General features: G+C 72.3%; 16 protein-coding genes and 1 pseudogene. 4 read left to right on the top strand and 13 right to left on the bottom strand.

Annotation, left to right across the window (positions count from 1 at the left end; genetic code table 11):
- Genes OV079_RS29970 through OV079_RS29960 form a run of 3 tightly spaced genes read right to left on the bottom strand, consistent with a single transcriptional unit; the run spans nucleotide 1 to nucleotide 3049 of the window.
- Entirely contained in the window at nucleotides 1-1125 is a 1125-nt protein-coding gene (locus OV079_RS29970) for an ABC transporter permease (RefSeq protein WP_267772393.1), read from the bottom strand.
- Entirely contained in the window at nucleotides 1122-2060 is a 939-nt protein-coding gene (locus OV079_RS29965; protein ID WP_267772391.1) for an ABC transporter ATP-binding protein, read from the bottom strand. The genes OV079_RS29970 and OV079_RS29965 overlap by 4 nt, the downstream gene beginning before the upstream one ends.
- Nucleotides 2060-3049, bottom strand: coding sequence for an HlyD family secretion protein (locus tag OV079_RS29960; protein WP_267772390.1), 990 nt, complete (start codon nucleotides 3047-3049; stop codon nucleotides 2060-2062). Before OV079_RS29960 ends, OV079_RS29965 begins: the two co-directional genes overlap by 1 nt.
- A gap of 733 nt (nucleotides 3050-3782) precedes the next feature.
- Between OV079_RS29960 and OV079_RS29955 the strand changes: the two genes are divergently transcribed.
- Nucleotides 3783-4679 carry a hypothetical protein gene (locus OV079_RS29955; protein ID WP_267772389.1) on the top strand — a complete coding sequence of 299 codons (897 nt, stop codon included), beginning with the start codon at nucleotides 3783-3785 and terminating at the stop codon, nucleotides 4677-4679.
- A gap of 28 nt (nucleotides 4680-4707) precedes the next feature.
- On the opposite strand, the gene OV079_RS29950 is transcribed toward OV079_RS29955, so the two are convergent.
- The gene (locus tag OV079_RS29950; protein ID WP_267772388.1) at nucleotides 4708-5892 is read right to left on the bottom strand and encodes a cytochrome P450; all 1185 of its coding nucleotides are present in this window, start codon (nucleotides 5890-5892) and stop codon (nucleotides 4708-4710) included.
- Nucleotides 5893-6003: 111 nt separating this feature from the next.
- On the opposite strand from OV079_RS29950, the gene OV079_RS29945 reads away from it, so the two are divergent.
- Nucleotides 6004-7491: a sigma 54-interacting transcriptional regulator gene (locus OV079_RS29945; protein WP_267772387.1), complete on the top strand. Its 1488-nt coding sequence runs from the start codon at nucleotides 6004-6006 to the stop codon at nucleotides 7489-7491.
- Nucleotides 7481-7747: a hypothetical protein gene (locus OV079_RS29940; protein ID WP_267772386.1), complete on the top strand. Its 267-nt coding sequence runs from the start codon at nucleotides 7481-7483 to the stop codon at nucleotides 7745-7747. Before OV079_RS29945 ends, OV079_RS29940 begins: the two co-directional genes overlap by 11 nt.
- 220 nt (nucleotides 7748-7967) lie before the next feature.
- Here OV079_RS29940 and xth read toward each other — a convergent pair whose 3' ends face one another.
- The 4 genes from xth to OV079_RS29920 all read right to left on the bottom strand — a co-directional run bounded on the left by xth (nucleotide 7968) and on the right by OV079_RS29920 (nucleotide 12072).
- Entirely contained in the window at nucleotides 7968-8774 is an 807-nt protein-coding gene (xth, locus tag OV079_RS29935) for an exodeoxyribonuclease III (protein WP_267772385.1), read from the bottom strand.
- Between the two features lie 424 nt (nucleotides 8775-9198).
- Nucleotides 9199-9951 carry a hypothetical protein gene (locus OV079_RS29930; protein WP_267772384.1) on the bottom strand — a complete coding sequence of 251 codons (753 nt, stop codon included), beginning with the start codon at nucleotides 9949-9951 and terminating at the stop codon, nucleotides 9199-9201.
- A 7-nt stretch (nucleotides 9952-9958) separates the two neighbouring features.
- Nucleotides 9959-10564, bottom strand: coding sequence for a hypothetical protein (locus tag OV079_RS29925; protein ID WP_267772383.1), 606 nt, complete (start codon nucleotides 10562-10564; stop codon nucleotides 9959-9961).
- 593 nt (nucleotides 10565-11157) lie between these two features.
- On the bottom strand, nucleotides 11158-12072 hold the full coding sequence (locus tag OV079_RS29920; protein ID WP_267772382.1) for an alpha/beta hydrolase family protein: 915 nt from the start codon (nucleotides 12070-12072) through the stop codon (nucleotides 11158-11160).
- 80 nt (nucleotides 12073-12152) lie between these two features.
- Here OV079_RS29920 and OV079_RS29915 point away from each other — a divergent pair, with 80 nt between their 5' ends.
- Nucleotides 12153-13037 (top strand): LysR family transcriptional regulator, encoded by an 885-nt coding sequence (locus OV079_RS29915; RefSeq protein ID WP_267772381.1) that lies wholly within the window; start codon nucleotides 12153-12155, stop codon nucleotides 13035-13037.
- Here the strand turns inward: OV079_RS29915 and OV079_RS29910 are convergent.
- From OV079_RS29910 to OV079_RS29885, 5 genes and pseudogenes are all read right to left on the bottom strand, one after another.
- Nucleotides 13034-13534, bottom strand: a complete 501-nt coding sequence (locus OV079_RS29910; protein ID WP_267772380.1) for an OmpA family protein — start codon at nucleotides 13532-13534, stop codon at nucleotides 13034-13036. The genes OV079_RS29915 and OV079_RS29910 overlap by 4 nt on opposite strands.
- A gap of 291 nt (nucleotides 13535-13825) precedes the next feature.
- Nucleotides 13826-15410: pseudogene (locus OV079_RS58830) on the bottom strand (ATP-dependent DNA ligase).
- Nucleotides 15411-15645: 235 nt separating this feature from the next.
- On the bottom strand, nucleotides 15646-16770 hold the full coding sequence (locus OV079_RS29895; protein WP_267772379.1) for a ligase-associated DNA damage response exonuclease: 1125 nt from the start codon (nucleotides 16768-16770) through the stop codon (nucleotides 15646-15648).
- A 299-nt stretch (nucleotides 16771-17069) separates the two neighbouring features.
- Nucleotides 17070-17405, bottom strand: coding sequence for a hypothetical protein (locus OV079_RS29890; protein WP_267772378.1), 336 nt, complete (start codon nucleotides 17403-17405; stop codon nucleotides 17070-17072).
- A gap of 1067 nt (nucleotides 17406-18472) precedes the next feature.
- The gene (locus OV079_RS29885) at nucleotides 18473-18742 is read right to left on the bottom strand and encodes a hypothetical protein (protein WP_267772377.1); all 270 of its coding nucleotides are present in this window, start codon (nucleotides 18740-18742) and stop codon (nucleotides 18473-18475) included.
- Nucleotides 18743-18875: the final 133 nt, after the last annotated feature.

Raw genomic sequence — 18875 nt, 5'->3', positions numbered from 1 at the left:
TTATAAGAGCTTCTTCTTGAAGCGGACGGCGGCGGCGGCGATGAAGACGGCGACGATGGCGGCGAGCCAGGCGATCTCGTGGTTCATGTCCTCGGCGTGGGCGCCCTTGAGGAGGATCCGGCGGGCCACGCGGAGGAAGTGAGTGAGCGGCAGGGCCTGCGCGAGGTGCTGTACGGAGAGCGGCATCGACTCGAACGGGAACACGAAGCCGGTGATGAGGATGTTGGGCAGGAGGAAGAAGAAGGACATCTGCATCGCCTGCTGCTGCGTGCGGGCGACGGTCGAGAACAAGAGGCCGAGGGCGAGGTGGGCGGCGATGAACAGGGCGGCGAGCAGGTAGAGCAGCGGGAGCGAGCCGGCGGTGGGGACGTCGAAGAACCACCAGCCGGCCAGCAGGACCAGGGTCATCTGGCCGTAGCCGATGGCGATGTAAGGCGCGATCTTGCCGCCGACGATCTCGAGGCGGGTGGCCGGCGAGACGATGAGGGCCTCGAGGGTGCCGCGCTCGCGCTCGCGGGTCAGCGCCATGGCGGTGAGCATGACCATGGTCATGGTCAAGAGGACGCCGATGAGGCCGGGGACGATGTAAACGGCGGTCCGCTGCTCGGGGTTGTAGAGGATGATCGGCTCGAAGCTCAGCGGCGCGGAGGCCGGACGCGGATGGGTCTGCGCGAGACCGGGGGTGGCCAGCTCGGCGGAGCGGGCGGCGGCGAGGCCGGTGGCTGTGTCGATCGCGGTGCCGAGGATCTGCGGGTCCGAGCCGTCGACGAGCAGCTGCAGGCGGACGGGTCGGCGGCGCGTGAGGTCGGAGGAGAAGCGCGCGGGGACGACGAGGCCGACGGTGGCGCGGCCGCTGCGGAGGGCGCGGGCGATGTCCTCGTAGTTCTCGACGTCGCCGACGATGTCGTAATAACCGGTCGCTTGCATCTGCACGACCAGCCGGCGCGAGGCGGCCGAGCGGTCGCGGTCGAGGACGACGGTCTGGATGTGACGGATGTCGGTGTTGATGGCGTATCCGAGCAGCAAGAGCTCGCTGACGGGCATGCTGAGCATCATCGCCAGGGTGAGCCGGTCGCGTCGGAGCTGGCGCAGCTCCTTGAGGCTGACGGCGAGGAGACGTCTCATGCTCGTCGCTCCCGCCGGACCATGGCGACGAAGGCGTCCTCGACCGTGGCTCGACTCTCGCGCATGTCGTGGACGGCGAGGCCGGCGCGATCGAGGCGAGCGCGGGCGGCGGCGACGGGCTCGCCGCCGTGGACCGCGAGCCGGAGGACGCGGCCGTAATGCGCGCACTCCTCGACGCCGGGCAGGCCCTGCAACAAATAGGTGGCCTGGTCGACGTCGTCGACGATGAACTCGGCGATCGCCAGGCCGGCGCGGGCGACGATGTCGTCGGGGCGGCCGCTGTCGAACACCTCGCCGTGGGAGATGAAGGCGAGCCGGTGGCAGCGCTCGGCCTCGTCCATGTAATGGGTGGTGACGACGACCGTGGTGCCGGCGGCGGCGAGGCCGTGGATCCGCTCCCAGAACTCGCGCCGGCTCAGCGGGTCGACGCCGGCGGTCGGCTCGTCGAGGAAGATCAGCGGAGGCTGATGAATGGTGGCGCAGGCGAGCGCGAGCCGCTGCTTCCACCCGCCGGAGAGCTCGCCGGCGAGCTGGCCGGTGCGCGCGGCGAGCTCGGACTCGTGAAGGACCGCGTCGATCCGCCGGCGTCGCGCGGCGCCGGCGAGGCCGTAGAGGCTGGCGTAGAAGCCGATGTTCTCGGCGACGGTGAGGTCGGTGTAGAGGCTGAAGCTCTGGGTCATGTAGCCGATGTTGGCCTTGACGCGCTCGGGCTCGCGGGCGACGTCGTGGCCGACGACGACCGCGCGGCCGCCGGTGGGATCGAGGACGCCGCACAGCATGCGCAGGGCGGTGGACTTGCCGGCGCCGTTGGGCCCGAGGACGCCGAAGATCTCGCCGCGCCGCACCTGCAGGCTGACGTCGCGCACGGCCACGTGGGCGCCGAAGCGGCGCGAGAGGTGCTGGGCGTCGACGACGAGCTCGTCGGAGTCGGGCATCAGACGTCCTGCAAGGTGACGAAGGCCGGGGCGCCGGCGCGCAAGGTGGCGTCGGGGTCGTCGATGCGCACGCGCACCGGGATGACGAGGTTGGGCAGCTCGCGCTCGCTGAAGAGGAAGCGCGGGGTGAACTCCATGCGATTGCCGATGTACTCGACGCGGCCGCGCAACGGCAGGGCGGCGGCCTCGACCTCGACGCGCGCGGGGCCGCCGAGCACGGCCTCGGCGATGCGGGCCTGGGGGACGAAGATGTCGACGTAGGGCCGCCGGACGTCGCCGACGGTGACGACGGGGGTGCCGACATTGGCGAACTCGTAAGGCTCGAGGTGGACGTCGAGGACGAGGCCGGGCCGGTCGGCGCGCAGGACGTGGCGACGCAGCCGCTCGTCGGCCGCGCGCACCTGAGTGGCGGCGGCGGCGGCCCGGGCCCGCGCCGCCTCGCGCTCCTGCTTGCGCGCGCCCTTGCGGAGGGCGGCCAGCCGCGACTCGGCCCCCTGGCGGCGCGCGGTGGCCTGATCGGCGACCGCGACGGACCGCTCGAGCTGGGCCGGAGGAATGGTGCCAGTGGCGGCCAATCGTCGCTGGCGGTCGAGCTCGCTGCGTGCGAGGGCCTCCTCGGCGCGCGCGGCGGTGACTGCGTCGCGCAGGCCGGCGATGTCCTCGGGGCGGGGGCCGACGCGCAAGAGCTCGAGCTCGGCCCGCGCGGCGCGAGCCTCGGCCTCGCGCGCCTCTCGCTGCAAGCGCTCGAGGGTGTCGTCGAGGCGGGCGATCTCGTCGCCCGCCTCGAGCCAGCGACCCTCGGTGACGGCGACCGCGAGCACGCGGCCGGGGATCTCGAAGGCCAGGACGCGCTCGTCGAGCTCGACGACGCCCTGAAACTGCCCGGCGTGCGGGTCCCGGCGGGCGCCGTCGCAGGCCAGGGCGGCCGCGAGCAGGACGATCCGCGCCGTGACGAGGGGGTCGCGACTCATCATGGTCGAGCTCGCCATCGAGGTCCCCGCAGCCGCCGACTCTCATGAAAATTAAGAGGCACGAGGGGCCCGGCCGCAAGCGAGCGGCCCCGAGAGGGGGGCCACGCTTCTAATCAAATATAGATGGCAGGCTCCGCGGACAAGAGGCGAGCGGGCTGACGGTATGTCCTCGAGGTCATGCCATGACGAGCAGCCTGGCGACGATGACATGTCCCCGAGTTCATGCGGCGGGCGTATCGAATGAGATGTCCTTCAGGTCATGCGGAGGGCGGACGAGGGGCGATGGCATGTCCCTGGGGACATGCGGAGGGCTGGCGGGCGGCGATGGCATGTCGCTGGGGACATGCGGAGGGCTGGCGGGCGGCGATGGCATGTCTCTTGAGCCGTGCGGATGGCGGGCGGTCGGCGATGGTATGTCTCTTGGGACATGCGGATGGCGGGCGGGCGGCGATGGCATGTCCTCGGGGACATGTGGATGCGGACGGGCGGCGATGACATGTCTCCGGGGACATGCGGGTCGGGGGGTCGGCGGTGATGACATGTCTCTTGGGACATTCGAGGAGCAGGCTGAGCGGGTGCTTCGGCCGCGGCGCGGTGACATTCATTTCAAGAGAAAAGCAGATCACGCTCGGGCGGACGGCGGCGCCGCGTGGGCTGCGCCGTTTGCCCGTGGAGTCGTCGCTGAGCGGCTGCGGGGCCGCTGGACGGGCCGGCTGGCCGGGCGGGGGCGAGGCGCCATCCTTCGCCCGCGATGCGGGAGATCCGTCTGACCGTGCCGCGGGGCTCCGCGGAGGCAGTGTTCGCCGTGGCGCGCGCGGCCGGGATCGCGGAGGCGAGCGTGCACGAGGTGCGGGTGCTCGGCGGCGAGGTGGCGACGGCGGAGGAGCTGACGCTGAAGTCGTCGGCGCCGAAGATCCGGGAGTTCTTGCGCTCGCTGCTGTGCTCGCCGCTGTTCGACCGCCGCACGGTCAGGTTCTCGGCCCACGAGGTGCTGGCGCTGGTCAACGAGGAGTCGGCGCAGCGCGTGACGATCCCCGCGGGCGTGCCGCTGACGGATGTCCACCACGATCTGTGGCGCTACTGCCACGTGACCGCGAGCCTGGTGGCGCGCACGTGCGTGTCGGCGGCGCTGCTCGCCTACGCGATGCTGCGGGCCGACACGCTGCTGGCAGTGGGGGCGCTGATCTTCACGCCGTTCTCGCCGCTGGTGCTGAGCGCGGCGCTCGGGGTGGCGGCGAAGCGGACCGAGCTGACCCGCCAGGCGCTGCTCGTGTTGCTGGTGGCGCTGGTGCTGTCATTGTCGGCGGCGGCGCTGACGGGGGCGCTGGTCGGCGGGACGATGCCGGCGCAGGACTTCGGCGGGCCGACCCGCAACTTCGTGGCGTCGGCGCTGATCGGGGTGATGGCGGCGCTGGCCGACTCGGACGAGGTCGGCCGCCGCCAGCTGCTCGGGCTGGCGATGGCGTACCCGTTCGTGCGCCTGATCGTGTGGCTGGGGCTGACCCTGGCGCTCGGCGAGCCCGAAGGCGGCGATCGCCTGCACGACGCGCTGCTGCTGCTCGGCAACGCGGTGGTGATGACGGCGGCGGCGGCGACGACGTACCGGGTGCTCGGCCGCGACGGCGAGCTCGCCGGGCTGCCGGGGTGAATGATGGCTCTTCCATGGGAGGAGCGGCTCAGGCGGGGAATAAGCGCAGAGGCGCGGTGACGGGGCCGCGGACGGTCATGGTGCGGTTGTAGGCGATCGGGCCGGGCAGGGGCTCCAGGCGGGCGAAGCGGCGGACGAGGGCGCCCAGGGCGATCTGGGCCTCCATGCGGGCGAGGGCGGCGCCGAGGCAGAAGTGGACGCCGTGGCCGAAGTTGACCCCGCCCGAGGCGCCGCGGTCGAGGTCGAAGCGGTCGGGGTCGGCGAAGCGAAGCTCGTCGCGGCCGGCGGAGCCGACCAATGCGAGGACCAGAGAATTCGCCGGAATGGTGACACCGGCGAGGGCGACGTCGCAGGTGGTGAAGCGCGGCAAGGATTGACTGGGGCCGTCGAAGCGCAGCATCTCCTCGACGAAGGCGGGGATCGTCGCAGGCTCGCGGCGCAGGCGGGCCCACAGGTCGGGGCGCGCGGCGAGGAACAGGGCCGAGGTGGCGAGCAAGTGGGTGGTGGTCTCGAGGCCGCCGAGCAGGACGGCGACCATGAACTCGAGGATCTCGGCGTCGCCGAGGCGCTGGCCGTCGAGCTCGGCGCGGATCAATTCGCTGACGGTGTCGTCGATCGGGGCGCGGCGACGGTCGGCGATCACCGCGCGCAAATAGGCGGACAGCTCGGCGATGGTGGTCTCGACGCGCTCGGCGTGGGCGACGTCGAGCGGCTCGGGGGTGACCGAGAGGAGGTCGTCGGCCCACTGCTTGAAGCGAGCGCCGAGCGAGTCGTCGAGGCCGAGCAAGGTGGCGATGACGTGGGCGGGCAGCGGGGCGGCGAAGGCGGAGACGAGCTCGACGTCGCCTTCGAGGCCGGCGAGGAGCCGTTCGGCGCGGGCGCGGATGGCCGGCCCCGTGCGGGCGACGGCGCGCGGACCGAGGGAGCGGCTGGCGAGCGCGCGCAGGCGGGCGTGCGCCGGACCGTCCATCGCCAGGATCGAGCGCGCGAGGGGGTTGTAGCCGAGCCAGGCCGGCTCCCACACGGCGCGGAAGCCCTGCGAGGAGAAGCGAGTCGGGTCGCGGAGGACGGTCATGATGTCGTCGTGCCGGCTGACGAGCCACATGCCGCCAGGCTCGGCCAGGCAGACGGGGAAATCGCGGCGCAACCGGGCGTAGTACGGGTAGGGATCGGCGCGCACTTCCGGGGCGAGGATGTCGATGCTGGTTCGCATACGCCGCCACTGGCAGGCGGCGTGCCAGCGAGAGTGTCCGCGGACTTGCGCGGCCGGGGCGGGGCGGTCCGGTCAGACTGGCGGGTCGCGCTCGGTCACAATGACCGGACCATGCGCGCCGAAGACCTCGACATCGATACGCTGCTCCTCGCCGACGCGGAGGTCGGAGCGCTGCGCTTCGCGGGGCACCGCGCGGTCATCGTCGACGCGGTCGCCCTGGGGACGCTGCGCCGCGAGCTGATGACGGCGCTCGGACCGGCGGGGGCGCGAGCGCTGCTGGGTCGGTTCGGCCAGGTGCAGGGCTGGCGGGCGGCGGAGGCGATGCGCGGGCGGTTCGAGTGGGACAGCGAGCTGGCGATCCGCGACGCAGGCGGGCGCGCGGCGATCTTGCAAGGGATGCTGCGACTCCTGCCGGGGACAGGGCCGATGACGCCGGAGGGGGCGACGGTCGGCGATTCGTACGAGGCGGAGCAGCACCTGCTGCACTGCGGGCAGTCGGAGGAGCCGGTGTGCTGGACTCTGGCGGGCTTCGCCAGCGGGTACCTGAGCTGCGTGGAGCAGCGCGAGATCGTGGTGATCGAGGATCGCTGCGTGGCCCGCGGCGACGCGACGTGCCGGTTCATGGCGCGCCCGCGCGAGGCGTGGGGCGATTCGCTGGAGTCGCCTTCGCGCGAGGGCGCGAGGGCGCCGGCGGAGGCGTGGGAGACGCAGAGCCCGGCGATGCTGCGAGCGCTCGAGCTGGCGCGGCGGGCGGCGGCGGTCGACAGCAACGTGCTGGTGCTGGGCGAGAGCGGGGCGGGCAAGGACCGGCTGGCGCGCTTCATCCACGCGCGCTCGAGCCGGGCGCGGGCGCCGTTCCTGGCGCTGCACTGCGGGGCGATCGCGGAGCCGCTGCTGGAGAGCGAGCTGTTCGGGCACGCGCGGGGTGCGTTCACGGGGGCGACGCGCGACCGCGTGGGGATGCTCGAGGCGGCCGGGCGCGGCACGCTGTTCCTCGACGAGGTGGGGGAGATGTCGCCGGCGATGCAGGTCAAGCTGCTGCGCGCGCTGCAGCAGCGCGAGCTGCGGCGAGTCGGCGAGAACCATGCGCGGCCGATCCACGCGCGCGTGATCGCGGCGACCCATCGTGACCTCGCAGCGGCGGTGGAGACGGGCAGCTTTCGCCGCGATCTTTATTATCGCTTGCGAGTGATCGAGCTGCGGCTGCCGTCGCTGGCGGCGCGGCGCGAAGACATTTTGCCACTTGCGCGCGCGCTGCTGGCGGACGCCTGCGGGCGGGCGGGGCGAGATAAGATGTCCCTCGGGACAGCTGCAGAGGAACGCCTGCTGCACCACGCGTGGCCCGGCAACGTGCGCGAGCTCGAGAACGCGATGGAGCGAGCGGCGGCGCTGGCGGCCGGTCCGGTGGTCGCGGCGAGCGACTTGCCCGACGACATCGGGCCGCCGCCGCCGCAGTCGCGCGGCGGGTCGCTGCAGCAGCTCGAGCGGGCGGCGATCGCGGCGGCGCTCGAGCGCCACGGGGGGCATCAGCAGCGGGCGGCGGCGGAGCTGGGGATCAGCCCGTCGACGCTGTACCGCCGGCTGCGGCGTGGCGGGTGAGACCCGGCGAATCGAGCAGTTCCGCGTGGCCGACGAGGTGAGCGCCGCGACGGCGAAGTGCGGGCCGCCGGCGCCGCTGTCGTGTTTCCAGTGCTGGGGCGGCGGGCCGCCGCACGAGCCGCAGGTGTTGCCGCCGCCGCCGCGGGCGCGCACGCGGAGCGGATGCGACGTCGGGGCGGCGGGCGCTCCGGAGGCCGCGGCGATCGGCGGGCTCGCGCTGCTGCTGGGGCGACGGCGCCGACGCGTCCGTGCATGAGCCGGCGCGACGGTGGGCTGGCCTTTGGGACAGGTATGACGAGCGATCGGTCGCAGCCGCGGCGGTTGCCCGGCCTCGGCGATGACGTCAGCGGTCGCCGCAGCCGAACGCGCCTCCGCTGACGTCCTTGCGAGTACACCTCACGGCGTGCTCATGCGAATGACCGCGAGGACATGTTCATCGGAGCATGTCTGAATGAGCATGTCCATTTGAAAAGGAATCAGTCGTCGCCGGCGGGGACTGCGTAGCCGGTGAAGGTGATCCAGGTCGGGGCGTGGTCGCTGGTGCCTTCGAGGCCGCGGACCCAGCGGTCGACGCCGGCGCTCTGGAGGCGCGGGGCGAGCTCGGGGTTGAGGAGCAGGTGGTCGATGCGGAGGCCGGCGTCGCGCTGCCAGTGCTGACGGAAGTAGTCCCAGAACGTGAACATCGGCTCGTCGGGGTGGAGGTGGCGCAGGCTGTCGAGCCAGCCCTGCGACAGCAGCTTGGTGTAGCGGGCGCGGCTCTCGGGCTGCAGCAGGGCGTCCTTGCGCCACGACTTCGGGTTGTAGATATCGGCGTCGGTGGGGACGACGTTGAAGTCGCCGGCGAGGACGGCGGGGATGCCGGCGTTGCACAGGGTGGCGGCGTGGGCGATCAGGCGGTCGAACCAGGCCAGCTTGTAGTCGAACTTGGGGCCCGGCTGCGGGTTGCCGTTGGGCAGGTAGAGGCAGCCGACGAGGACGCCGTGGACGGCCGCCTCGAGGTAGCGGCTCTGGGTGTCCTCGGGGTCACCCGGGAGGCCGCGCCGGCTCTCGAGCGGCATGCCGTCCCGCGCGAGGATCGCCACGCCGTTCCACGAGCGCTGGCCGTGCCACAGCGCGCCGTAGCCGGCCTTGCGCAGCTCGGCGACCGGGAAGTCGGCGTCGACGGCCTTGAGCTCCTGCAGGCACACGATGTCGGGCTGCTCCCTGGCGAGCCATTGCAGCAAGACCGGCAGGCGCGTGCGGATGCCGTTGATGTTGTAGGTGGCGAGCTTCAGCGCGGACATCGAGGTGGCCCAGCTTGACCGCCGTGCCGCCGGGCTGCAACCGACCTCGGCCGACGCGCGATCGCGCGCGCGGACGCGCGAGGCCGGCGCTGCTCGCCGCAGAGCGGGATGCGTTCCCTGGCGATCACGGTCGGCTCGCGCGAAGAGAGCTCGGAAGTCCCGTCGCGTTCGACGGGGTCATGTGCCGGGTTTTGATGCGGATGCACCCCGAATCGCGACGATTGGCGGGGCCGAGCGAGTGCTGCGAGCGCGGCAGTCCGGAGGCTGGGCAGGAGGTCGAGAGATGATGTCCTCACGGGCAGGTTCTTTCGAACATGTCCTTGTAGACAGAATTAGTCGAGCTCGGGCAGGCCGGCGGGGCGGGGCGGGGACGGGGGCTTCGGGCCGCGCGACTGGGCCAGGGCCACGCGGTGCTGGATCTCCGTCAGCTCGGGAGCAGCGCGCGGTTGGTGGCATTGAGGTCGCGCAGGAGCGACTCGGGGAACGGCTTCTGCGCGGCCACGCCGGCGTAGAGGTCGTCGAACACGCGGGCGAGGGCGGGCTTGACGCTGTCGGAGCTGGGGCGGGTCTGGGTGCGGTAGGCCGGCTGGATCGTCGGCAGAGCGGCGGCCAGGTCGCCGCGGCCGAGCCAGGCGAGCACGCCGGTGAGGGTGCCGACCGGGTCGTCGAGGACCTGGTCGTAGGTCATCAGGCGGGCCGGGTAGCGGCGCAGGCTGATGTCGCGCACGAGGGCGAAGTTCTCCATCCACCACTCGTAGGCCGGCGGGAAGTACGAGCTGGCTTCGGGGACAGGTTGGCCGGCGGCGGCCATGCCCTCGCGCTCGAGCGCGTAGAGGCGGAGGATCGAGGCCTCGTACTCGCGCCACTCGCGGACGTTGGCGATGAGATGGGTGATGTAGGCGCGCTCGCTGCGGATGACGCCGGGGACGAACACCTTGACGACGTAGCCCTCGACCTGCTCGGGCAGGAAGTACTCGCCGGTGACCGGGTGCGGGTTGGTGCGGAAGTAGATGCCGTGGCGGAGGATCGACTCGTAGAAGCCGGCGGGGTTGGCCTGGTGGAGGGCCTCGGTGAAGCCGCGCGGGAAGGCCTCGCCGAGCACGGGGAAGCCGGCGGCCCGCAGGACCTGCATCCACATCGAGGTGCCGCTGCGCTTGGTGCCGGAGACGAACAGCATGGCGGCCTCAGAAGTCCTTGCCGGTGACGGGGCAGAACTCTTCGATCCACTCGAGGTGGATCGCGCAGAACGAGGGCTGGCTGAACTCGAACTCGAGCTGCTGGCAGTCGAGGCCTGCGAGGCAGGCGTAGAAGTCCTCGAACGCCTGGCCGCACGTGGCGCCGTCGACCTGGTAGCCCTCCTGGACGGCCATCTCGCAGTATTCGACGATCGTCTCGATGTACTTTTCGGCTCGCGGGTAGCAGCCGAGGTACGTGGCTCCGTAGTGCATGCACACGTCGCCGTCGGGGCCGGGGCCGGTGGTGGCGGTGGTCGTGAGGTCGGTAGTGGCCGCGTCGGTGGTGGTGGTGTCGGGGCCGGTGGTGGTGCTCGTGGCGGGCTCGGTGGTGCCCGTGGTGTCGACCGCGCCGGTCGTGGTGGTGGTGTCGTCGGCGTCGGTGGTGGTGGTGGTGGTGCCGGGGTCGACCGTACCGGTGGTGCCGCCGGTGGTGCCGCCGGTCGACTCGCCGGGATCGGTGCCGCTGCCGCGCGGGCCCTCGTCGTTGAAGCACGCCGCCGAGAGGCCGCCGAGCGACATCAGGAAGGTCAGGTTGCGCAAGCGGTGGACGTCCATCGCCGGGCCATCGTAGTCGAGTTGCGGCGCGGCCGCGAGTGCGCGACCCGGTGCGCGGCGCGTCGGGGACGGTGTTCGCGGCGGGTTTGCGGGCGAATCGAAGGGTGGCGGGCCGCGGCCCCCGGGCCCCGCACCGGCTCACGTGTGCAGATCAGGGGCGGATGGATGGCTCAAGGGACAGGTGCGCGGCCGAGTTCGGTCGGGGCCGGGGAGGAGCAGGTGGCGGCCGTCGTCGCGGCCGAGCGGGCGCGGGCGGCTGAAGGCTTCGAGCTCATGCCGCCAGCCGAGGGTTTGTGGCCTCCATCTTTCGGACATGTCCTCAAAGACATTCCGGCCCCGCGCGGGTGAGGCAGACCGGCGGGGCCGCGGGCGTCACGGTTCGCTCAAAGACGTGCCACGCCCCGCGCGGGCGAGGCAGACCGACGGGCCGTGGGCGTCCACGGCTCGCCGAGCTTCGTCCGCAGGCGGGCCAACAGCAGGCCATTCGGACATGCTCGAATGAACATGTCTCCAGAGGCATAGGATGAGAGTCGCGCGGCCCGCGGGAGGTCGCTATTCGCAGTTCGCGGCCTCGGCCGTGGCGGCGCGGGGTGCTACGAATGGGTGTTCGCGCGGTCGGCGGGGGCGCCGGCGTAGTTGTCGCTGGACAGGACCGGGCGGGGGTCGCCGGTGATCACGCCGAGCAATTCGTCCCACAGGCGCTCGGGGGCGCCGGCGCGGAACGGGCCGAAGTGGCCGACGCGGCGGAGGCCGAGGTCGGCGGGGGCGATCACGCGGTGCGTCGACTCTGCGCGGTTGTACCAGCCGCGCAGCGCGGCGGCGGCCCGGGCGGGGGCGTAGCTGTCGTCGGTGAAGTCGTAGAACCACATCGGCGCGGTGACGCGGTGAAAGAAGGTCGACTCGGTGCCGAGAGCGCCGCGGACGTAATCGGGGGTGTCGCACCATTGGGCCCACTGGCGGACGACGCCGGCGGGCAGGTCCTCGCCGAGGCCGAGGCGGCCGGGGACGTAGCCGAACAGGGCGGCGATGACGTTGGTGGCGATGCCGAGGCGGACCTTGAAGCTCTGGCGCTGGCGACCCGGATACAGCGACATGTCGCCCGAGCCGGCGGCGACGACGAAGATGCCGGCGAGGTCGAGGCCGCGCGCGGTGAGGCCGAAAGCCTGGCCGCCGAAGCTGTGGCCGAGACCCCAGACCGGGACGCCGGGCCAGCGCTCGCGCGCGAGGTCGATCGCGGCGGCGGCGTCGAGGCGGGCCCAGTCGAGCAGGACGGCCGGGTCCTTGCGCAGCGGGACCGAGCGCGAGCCGCCGACGCCGCGGTAGTCGAAGGTCAGGACGGCGATTTCGCGCTCGGCCAGCCACGCGGCCAGCGGGGCGTAGTAGCGGCGCGGGACGCCGAGCGCGCCGAGCACGACCAAAACCGCCTGCGGGGCCTCGCGCGGGGCGTGCAGGGTGGCGGACAGCGGGCGCCCGTCGAGGGCCTTGAGGGTGATGTCTTCCGACGGCATGCGTACCTCCGGGGCCCGCTAACCGTAAGGGCTACCAGCGGCTGCGCCAACGCAGTATGATGCAGTCTCCAACTGCATCCATGCAGCACCTCCTCGACTGGCGCGACCTCCGGATCGCCCTCGCGCTCGCCCGCCACGTCTCGCTCGGCGAGGCCGGCAGGGCGCTGCGGCTCGACCCGACCACCATCAGCCGCCGGATCACCGCGCTGGAGGCGATCGTCGGGGCCGCGCTGTTCGTGCGCGACGCCGAGGGCTGGCGGCTGACCGAGGCCGGACGGCGGGTGGTCGAGGCGGCCGGGCGCATGGCGACCGAGGTGCGCGAGCTGGCGCGCGACCTCGAGGCGGCGTCCGAGCGGGCCGTGGGCACGGTGCGGCTGACGACGCTCGATTACATCGCGTCGTCGTTCCTGGCGCCGAAGCTGCCGCTGCTGCGCGAGCGCCACCCGGAGCTGGTGCTCGACCTGCGCTGCACGGAGCAGGTGCTCGACCTGACGGCGGGGCAGGCCGACGTGGCGCTGCGGGTGATCCGGCCGACCGAGGCGGGGATGCGGGTGCGCCGATTGGTGCAGGTGCCGCTCGGACTGTATGGATTGCGCAACTACGTCGAGCGCCACGGGCTCGACCCGCTGCCGCCGGCGGCCGAGGCCGACCTGGTGATGCTCGGGCCGCCCGACAGCCGGCTGGCCGAGATGCGGTGGATGCGGGCCCTGGTGCCGCGCGGCCGGGTGGTGGCGGCGACCGGCAGCGTGCCGACGTCGTACGCGCTGGTGCGCGCGGGGGTCGGGCTCGGCGTGTTGACATTGGCGGCCGCGGAGGGCCACCCGGAATTGGTGCGACTCGACCGCGACGCGCCGCCGCTGGAGCGCGCGCTGTGGCGCGTGGTGCCGGAGGCGCTGGCCGATGTGCCGAAGATCCGCGCGGTCGTCGACTGGCTCGACGAGGTGGCCGAGGCGGCGCTCGATTAGCCGGCCTCGATCACGAACTCGACGCGCCGGTTCTTCTGGTGGCACTCGTCGGTGTCCTCGCTGCAGAGGTGCTGCGATTCACCCTTGCCGACGGCGTCGATGGTCTGCGTGGCGCCGCGGCTGCGCAGGGCCTCCATGACCGCGTCGGCGCGCGCGTCGGACAGCTTCTGGTTGTGCTCGGCGCCGCCGGCGCTGTCGGTGTGGCCGATGATGTGGAGCTTGACGATCTCCGGGTGATTCTTCAAAAGCTGGGCGACGTGGTCGAGCAGATCGAAGGAGTCGGCGAGGATCTCGCTCTTGTCGAACTCGAAGTTGATGTGACGGTCGATGACGAGGTGGTCGCCCTCGATGTGAACGTCTTGCGGATCGGCGACGGCGGCGGGCGCGGGCTCGGATTCGACTGCGGCGGGCTCGGGCGGGGGCTCGGCAGGGGTCGCGGGCTTGCAGGCGAGGACGGCGCTCACGAGGCCGAGGGTCGAGAGGATCTTGGAATTCACGATCGTGGGTCTCCTGTCGGAAAAGACGTCCCGCGCCATTCGTCGCAGGGCGGCGGGCGGTCGTCGCACAGGTCCGCGCGGGTCGCAATCGGGGAATGTGCACAGCGCGGCGCGGCGACGCACCGGGGCGCGGTCAACGAGGTGCTGGGGCGGGTTCGGAGCGCGTCTGTCCATGACGACAGAAGGGTGGCGTCCGAATCGGGTTTCCTCAGTGGATGGGCCATTCGGGATCTTCACGACCCCATCCGCGCTTCACGAGGTCGGATTCTGCAATCGAGATGATGGCAATGATCAGGCGCCGAGCAGGACCTCGAGGGCGCTCAGGTGATCGGCGCCTTCCGGCTGCTTGTCACGGCGCCAGCGGAGGATCCGCGGGAAACGGACGGCGACGCCGGACTTGTGGCGGCGCGAGCGGGCGATGCCCTCGAAGCCGATCTCGAACACCAGCTCGGGGGTGACCGCGCGGACGGGGCCGAAGCGCTCGAGGGTGTGGGCGCGGACGAAGCGGTCGACCTCGGCCAGCTCGGCGTCGGTGAGGCCGGAGTAGGCCTTGCAAAACGGGACGAGGGCGCCGTCGTGCCACACGGCGAAGGTGTAGTCGGTGAACAGGCTGGCGCGCCGGCCGGAGCCCGACTGGGCGTAGACGAGGACCGCGTCGACGGCCAGCGGGTCGAGCTTCCACTTCCACCAGTCGCCGCGCACGCGGCCGACGCCGTAGGGGCGGCGCGGCGCTTGAGCATCAGGCCCTCGACGTTGCGGGAGCGGCTGTCCTTGCGCAGCTCGCCGAGCTGCTGCCAGGTGGCGGCGTCGACGAGGGGCGACAGGCGCAGGACGTCGCCGACCAGCGGGGCCAGCAATTGCTCGAGGATCGGCCGGCGCTCGCCGAGGGGGCGCTCGCGGATGTCGCGGCCGGACGCCTCGAGCACGTCGAAGGCGAGGAAGGTGACGGGGACCTCGGCGAGGATCGTGCGCGACAGATTTTTCTGCCGATCCGCCGCTGCAGCTCGGCGAACGAGAGGATGTCGCCGTCTTTCCACGGGAGGATCTCGCCGTCCAAGACTGTCCCTTCGGGCAGGCGGCCGGCGATCGGGGCGAGCTCGGGGAAGCGCTCGCCGATCAGCTCCTCGCCGCGCGACCACACGAACAGCTGGCCGCCGCGGCGGACGAGCTGGGCGCGGATGCCGTCGAACTTCCACTCGGCCTGCCACGCGTCGCGCGGGCCGAGCTCGGCGGGGTCGCCCTCGAGCGGGTGCGCGAGCAGGAACGGGTAGGGCCGCGAGGTGGTCGGCTGGTCGGACTCGGCGGCGACGAGGCTGCGATATTGCGCGGCGGAGGGCTGCCAGGCGCCCATGAGCCGGTGGGCGACGGTGGCGGGGGCGAGCTCACCGAGCTCGGCGAGGGCGGCGATGACGAGCCGCTGGGAGACGCCGACGCGGAAGGCGCCAGTGATCAGCTTGTGGAAGACGAGCCGCTCGCCGCGGTCGAGCTCGTCCCAGGCGGCCCGCAGGTCGGTCTTCTGCGCGGCCTCGTCCTTGCCGGCGAGCGGGAGCAGGCGATCCGCGACCCACCGGTGCAGGGGCAGGGTGGTGGTGCGCGTCGGCGGCGGGAGCAGCAGGGCCGCGGTCTCGGCGAGGTCGCCGACAGCCTCGTGACACTCGTCGAACAGCCACTCGGACACGCCGGCGGCCTCGCTCACCCAGGTGCGGAGCTTGCGGGTCGAGACGGCCTGCCGCGGCTTGCGGCCGATCAAAAAATAGACGGCCCAGGCGGCGTCCTCCGGCGGGACGGCGGCGAGGTAGGCGCGAATGGCCGCGACCTTCTCGCTGGTGCGGGTGGTCTCGTCGAGCGCGGCGTACAGCGCGGCGAAGGCCCTCATGACGCGGCTCCGTGACAATGTGAAGACATGGCCGAGAGGACATGCGAGGCGCGCCTGGGTTCGGATGGCGCATGGGACATGGCGAAGAGGACATATGACGACCGGCCGCGGGTGAATGGCGACATGGCGAAAAGGACATGTTCGGAGAGCGCTCGACCTCGTCGAGCGCATGTCGCAGGGGACATGGCGCGAGGGACATGCGGCGCCGCGGCGGGCCGGAACGGCGGGGCGGCGGTCATGCCGGCTCTCCCTCGGCGTCGGGCAGGTCGTCCTCGGGTGAGTCGGGCCCCTCGGAGGCGGCGGCCGGGTCCTCGTCTGGTCGTTCGGGCATGTCCGAAGAGGCAGGAGATGCTGCGAGCTCCTCCCCGCCGGCTTCGCCGACGAAGCGGGTCGCCAGCGGGTGGGCGTCGAGGCCGCGCTCGCGCAGGTGGCGGGCCATGGCCTGGGCGTAGCCGTGGGTGAGAAACACCCGCTCGGCGCCGGTGCCGGCGATCGCCGCGAGCAGCTCGTTCCAGTCGGCGTGGTCGGACAGGACGAAGCCGCGGTCCACGACCTTGCGGCGGCGGGTGCCGCGGATCTGCATCCACCCGGAGGCGAAGCCGCGGACCGGGCGCTTGAAGCGGCGGGTCCACGGCGTGCCCTGGGCGGAGGGCGGGGCGAGGATCAGGGCGCGCTCGAAGTCGGCGCCGCGGGCCGCCTCGAGCACGGGCGGCGCGGGAAGCAGGCGCACGCCGGCGGCGCGGTAGGCGGCGTTCATGCGCTCGACCGCGCCGTGGACGTAGATCGGGCCGATCTCCGGATCGACGCCGGCGAGCAGGCGCTGGGCCTTGCCGAGGGCGTAACACAGGAGCAGGGAGGTCCGGCCGCTCTGCTGATTGGTGCGCCACCAGGCGGCGACGTCCTGCATGGTCGCGGCCGGCGGGGCCCAGCGGAAGATCGGCAGGCCGAAGGTCGATTCGCTGATGAAGCAGTGACAGCGCACCGATTCGAACGGGGCGCAGGTCGGATCGGGGCTCAGCTTGTAGTCGCCGGACACGACCCAGACCTCGCCTTGGTGCTCGATGCGGACCTGGGCGGAGCCGAGGATGTGCCCGGCCGGGTGCAGGGAGACGCCGACGCCGTGGTGGACGATCGGGTCGCCGTAGGCGAGCGGCTGGATGTCGGCGCCCTCGCCGACGCGCAGGGCCAACAGGCCGCGACCGGGCGCGGCCGTGAGGTAATGTTCACACTCGGCGACGGCGTGGTCGCCGTGGGCGTGGGTGACGATTGCGCGGTCGACCGGCTGCCAGGGGTCGATATAAAAGTCGCCGGCCCGACAGTAGAGGCCGCGCTCGGTGAGTTCGACGAGGGGGTCGCGCATCGCGGCGAGGGCAGCGTAGCGCGCGGAATCGCGGGGGCTCGCTGGGGCCGCCGAGGACGGCTTGATTTCGCGCGGCGGCCGGTGGGCCGTGGCGGCGGCGGAGAACGCGTGGCGGGCTCGGCCTTGAGAGACGAAATAAAAATGTCCGAAGGGACAGGTGGCGCGAGGGCGGGCGGACGGGGCCGGATGTTGGGAAGGACAGGTGTCGAGGGCGGGCGCTGGGGAGCGGCGAGGTGCCGGCCGCGGTTCGCGGTGGATGTCCCGCGGGACAGGTGGACGTCGCCGGTCGGTATGGTTTTTTAGAAGACGTCGTATTCGGCGTGGTCGAGCTCGCCGACGAAGGTGGCGAGGCAGTCCTCATAGACGGTGGTGGCGACCCACACATGGCCGACGTAGGTCTGCTGCGAGTGATAGCCGCCGGCGTAGATGGTGGCCTGGAACCGCCGCTGGCCCTCGAGGTCGAGCCAGTAGAGGTAGATGTCGGCGGCGCTGTGATTGGTGACGCCGAACGAGGTCGGCTCGGTCTCGGGCGGCGAGGCGCGCTCGTCGGGGCAGACGGAATAGGCGAGGGCGGGCGCCGCGGCCAGGAGCACCGCGGAGGCGAGGGCGCACGACAGATGCAGGTTCCGGTTCACGGGGACACCTCGGTCGGCACGGTCTGGGCCGGGAGCCGGGCGGCCGCAGCGAGGCCGGGAGAGCGGGACCCGGGCCGCTGAGCTTCGGCGATGTGCGGCCGTGCGCGCTCCAGCCGCGGGAGCCGCCGGGAGGGACGGGCGAGCCCGCCGCGTGTGGAGGTCGCGGCGCCGGCTGCCATCATTGCGAGAGATGGCCGCGATCGACCGCCGAGGTTCGCGTGGACGGTCGAAGGCGCGGGGTTTTTTTCGGGCCTCGCAGAGCGGCGCGGCGGAGCGCTGATCGGCTCGCGCCGAGCTCGGCGCGGTGATGCGCTGCGAGCCGATGCGACGGGCTCGCGGGCGCGAGTGCGACGCGCTCGCGCTCGGTCAGGGCGTCGGCGGCTCGGCGGGCGCGGGGGTCTCGCTGCCGGCGGTCTCGCCCGCGGGCTCGGGGCACGGCGCGATCCGCATTGGGGCCGGTGCGACCGACGGTGGTGCCGTCCGGGCAGATCTTGGCCTCCTTGGTGCAGGCCTGCGGACCGTCGGGGTTCTCGGCGGGCGGCTTGTCCGACTTGCCGGCGCAGGCGCCGACGAGGCCGGCAGCGATGAAGAGGAGCGTTCGGGCGGTGTTCATGAGCAGGGCAAAGATGCCGGGTCCGCCGCCCGGGCGGTAGCTCTTTTCAGGCGACGTGGATGAGGTCGGTGCTCGAGGGCGCACGCGTTCGCGGCTGCGAGCGCGCGGCGACCTGCGGCGTGCGCGAGCGGAGGGGCAGAGACGCTTTGGGTCATGCTCCGAAGAACATGTCGTGATGGACATTTTCCGGCGCGAATCAGCGCGGACAGAGCGAACTCGGGGCGCAGTGGGACGTCGTCGAATATGTCCCGATGGACATGTTTTAAAACATGGCCACGCAGGCTTGTTGTCTCGGTGAGGTCCTTGCCGAGAGAGCCTCGTGGTGCGCCGGGCGCCTGTACCGGCGCGCTGACGAGCAGGGCGTCGCCGCCGGCGGGGTCGACCGTCGCGCCGGCGACGGTCGGTAGCTCTCGTCCACGCGCGACGGACAAAGGTTCGCGTGGCGAAGGCGCGATCAGGGGGAAGGCGGGGCGGCGTTTTGCGGCTCGCCGGGCGGCGGTGCGGAGGCGTCGCTCGCGGGGGCGTCGCTCGCGGGGCCGGGGCACGGCGCGAACTCACAGTTGGGGCCGGTGCGGCCGACGCCGCTGCCGTCGGGGCAGAGCTTGGCCTCCGTGGTGCAGGCCTTCTGGCCGTCGGGGTTCTCGGCCGGCGGCGGGTTCGACTTGTTGGCGCAGGCGCCGAGGAGGCCGGCGAGAGTGAGGAGGAGCGCGCGGGAGGTGGGCATGGCGGAGAGGATGCCGCGGACACGGACCGGAGCGATAGGGGGGCGCGAATAATAAGACGATGCCGGCGCGAATGATGGCAGCGACGAACATGCTGCGATCCGCGGTCGCGCGTCGCAGCGGGACAGGAGGGTC

The sequence above is a fragment of the Nannocystis pusilla genome (assembly GCF_026626665.1).
Classification (GTDB): domain Bacteria; phylum Myxococcota_A; class Polyangia; order Nannocystales; family Nannocystaceae; genus Nannocystis; species Nannocystis pusilla.
The sequence above is the reverse complement of the archived record's forward strand: the minus strand, read 5'-3'. Positions and strand labels throughout refer to the sequence as shown.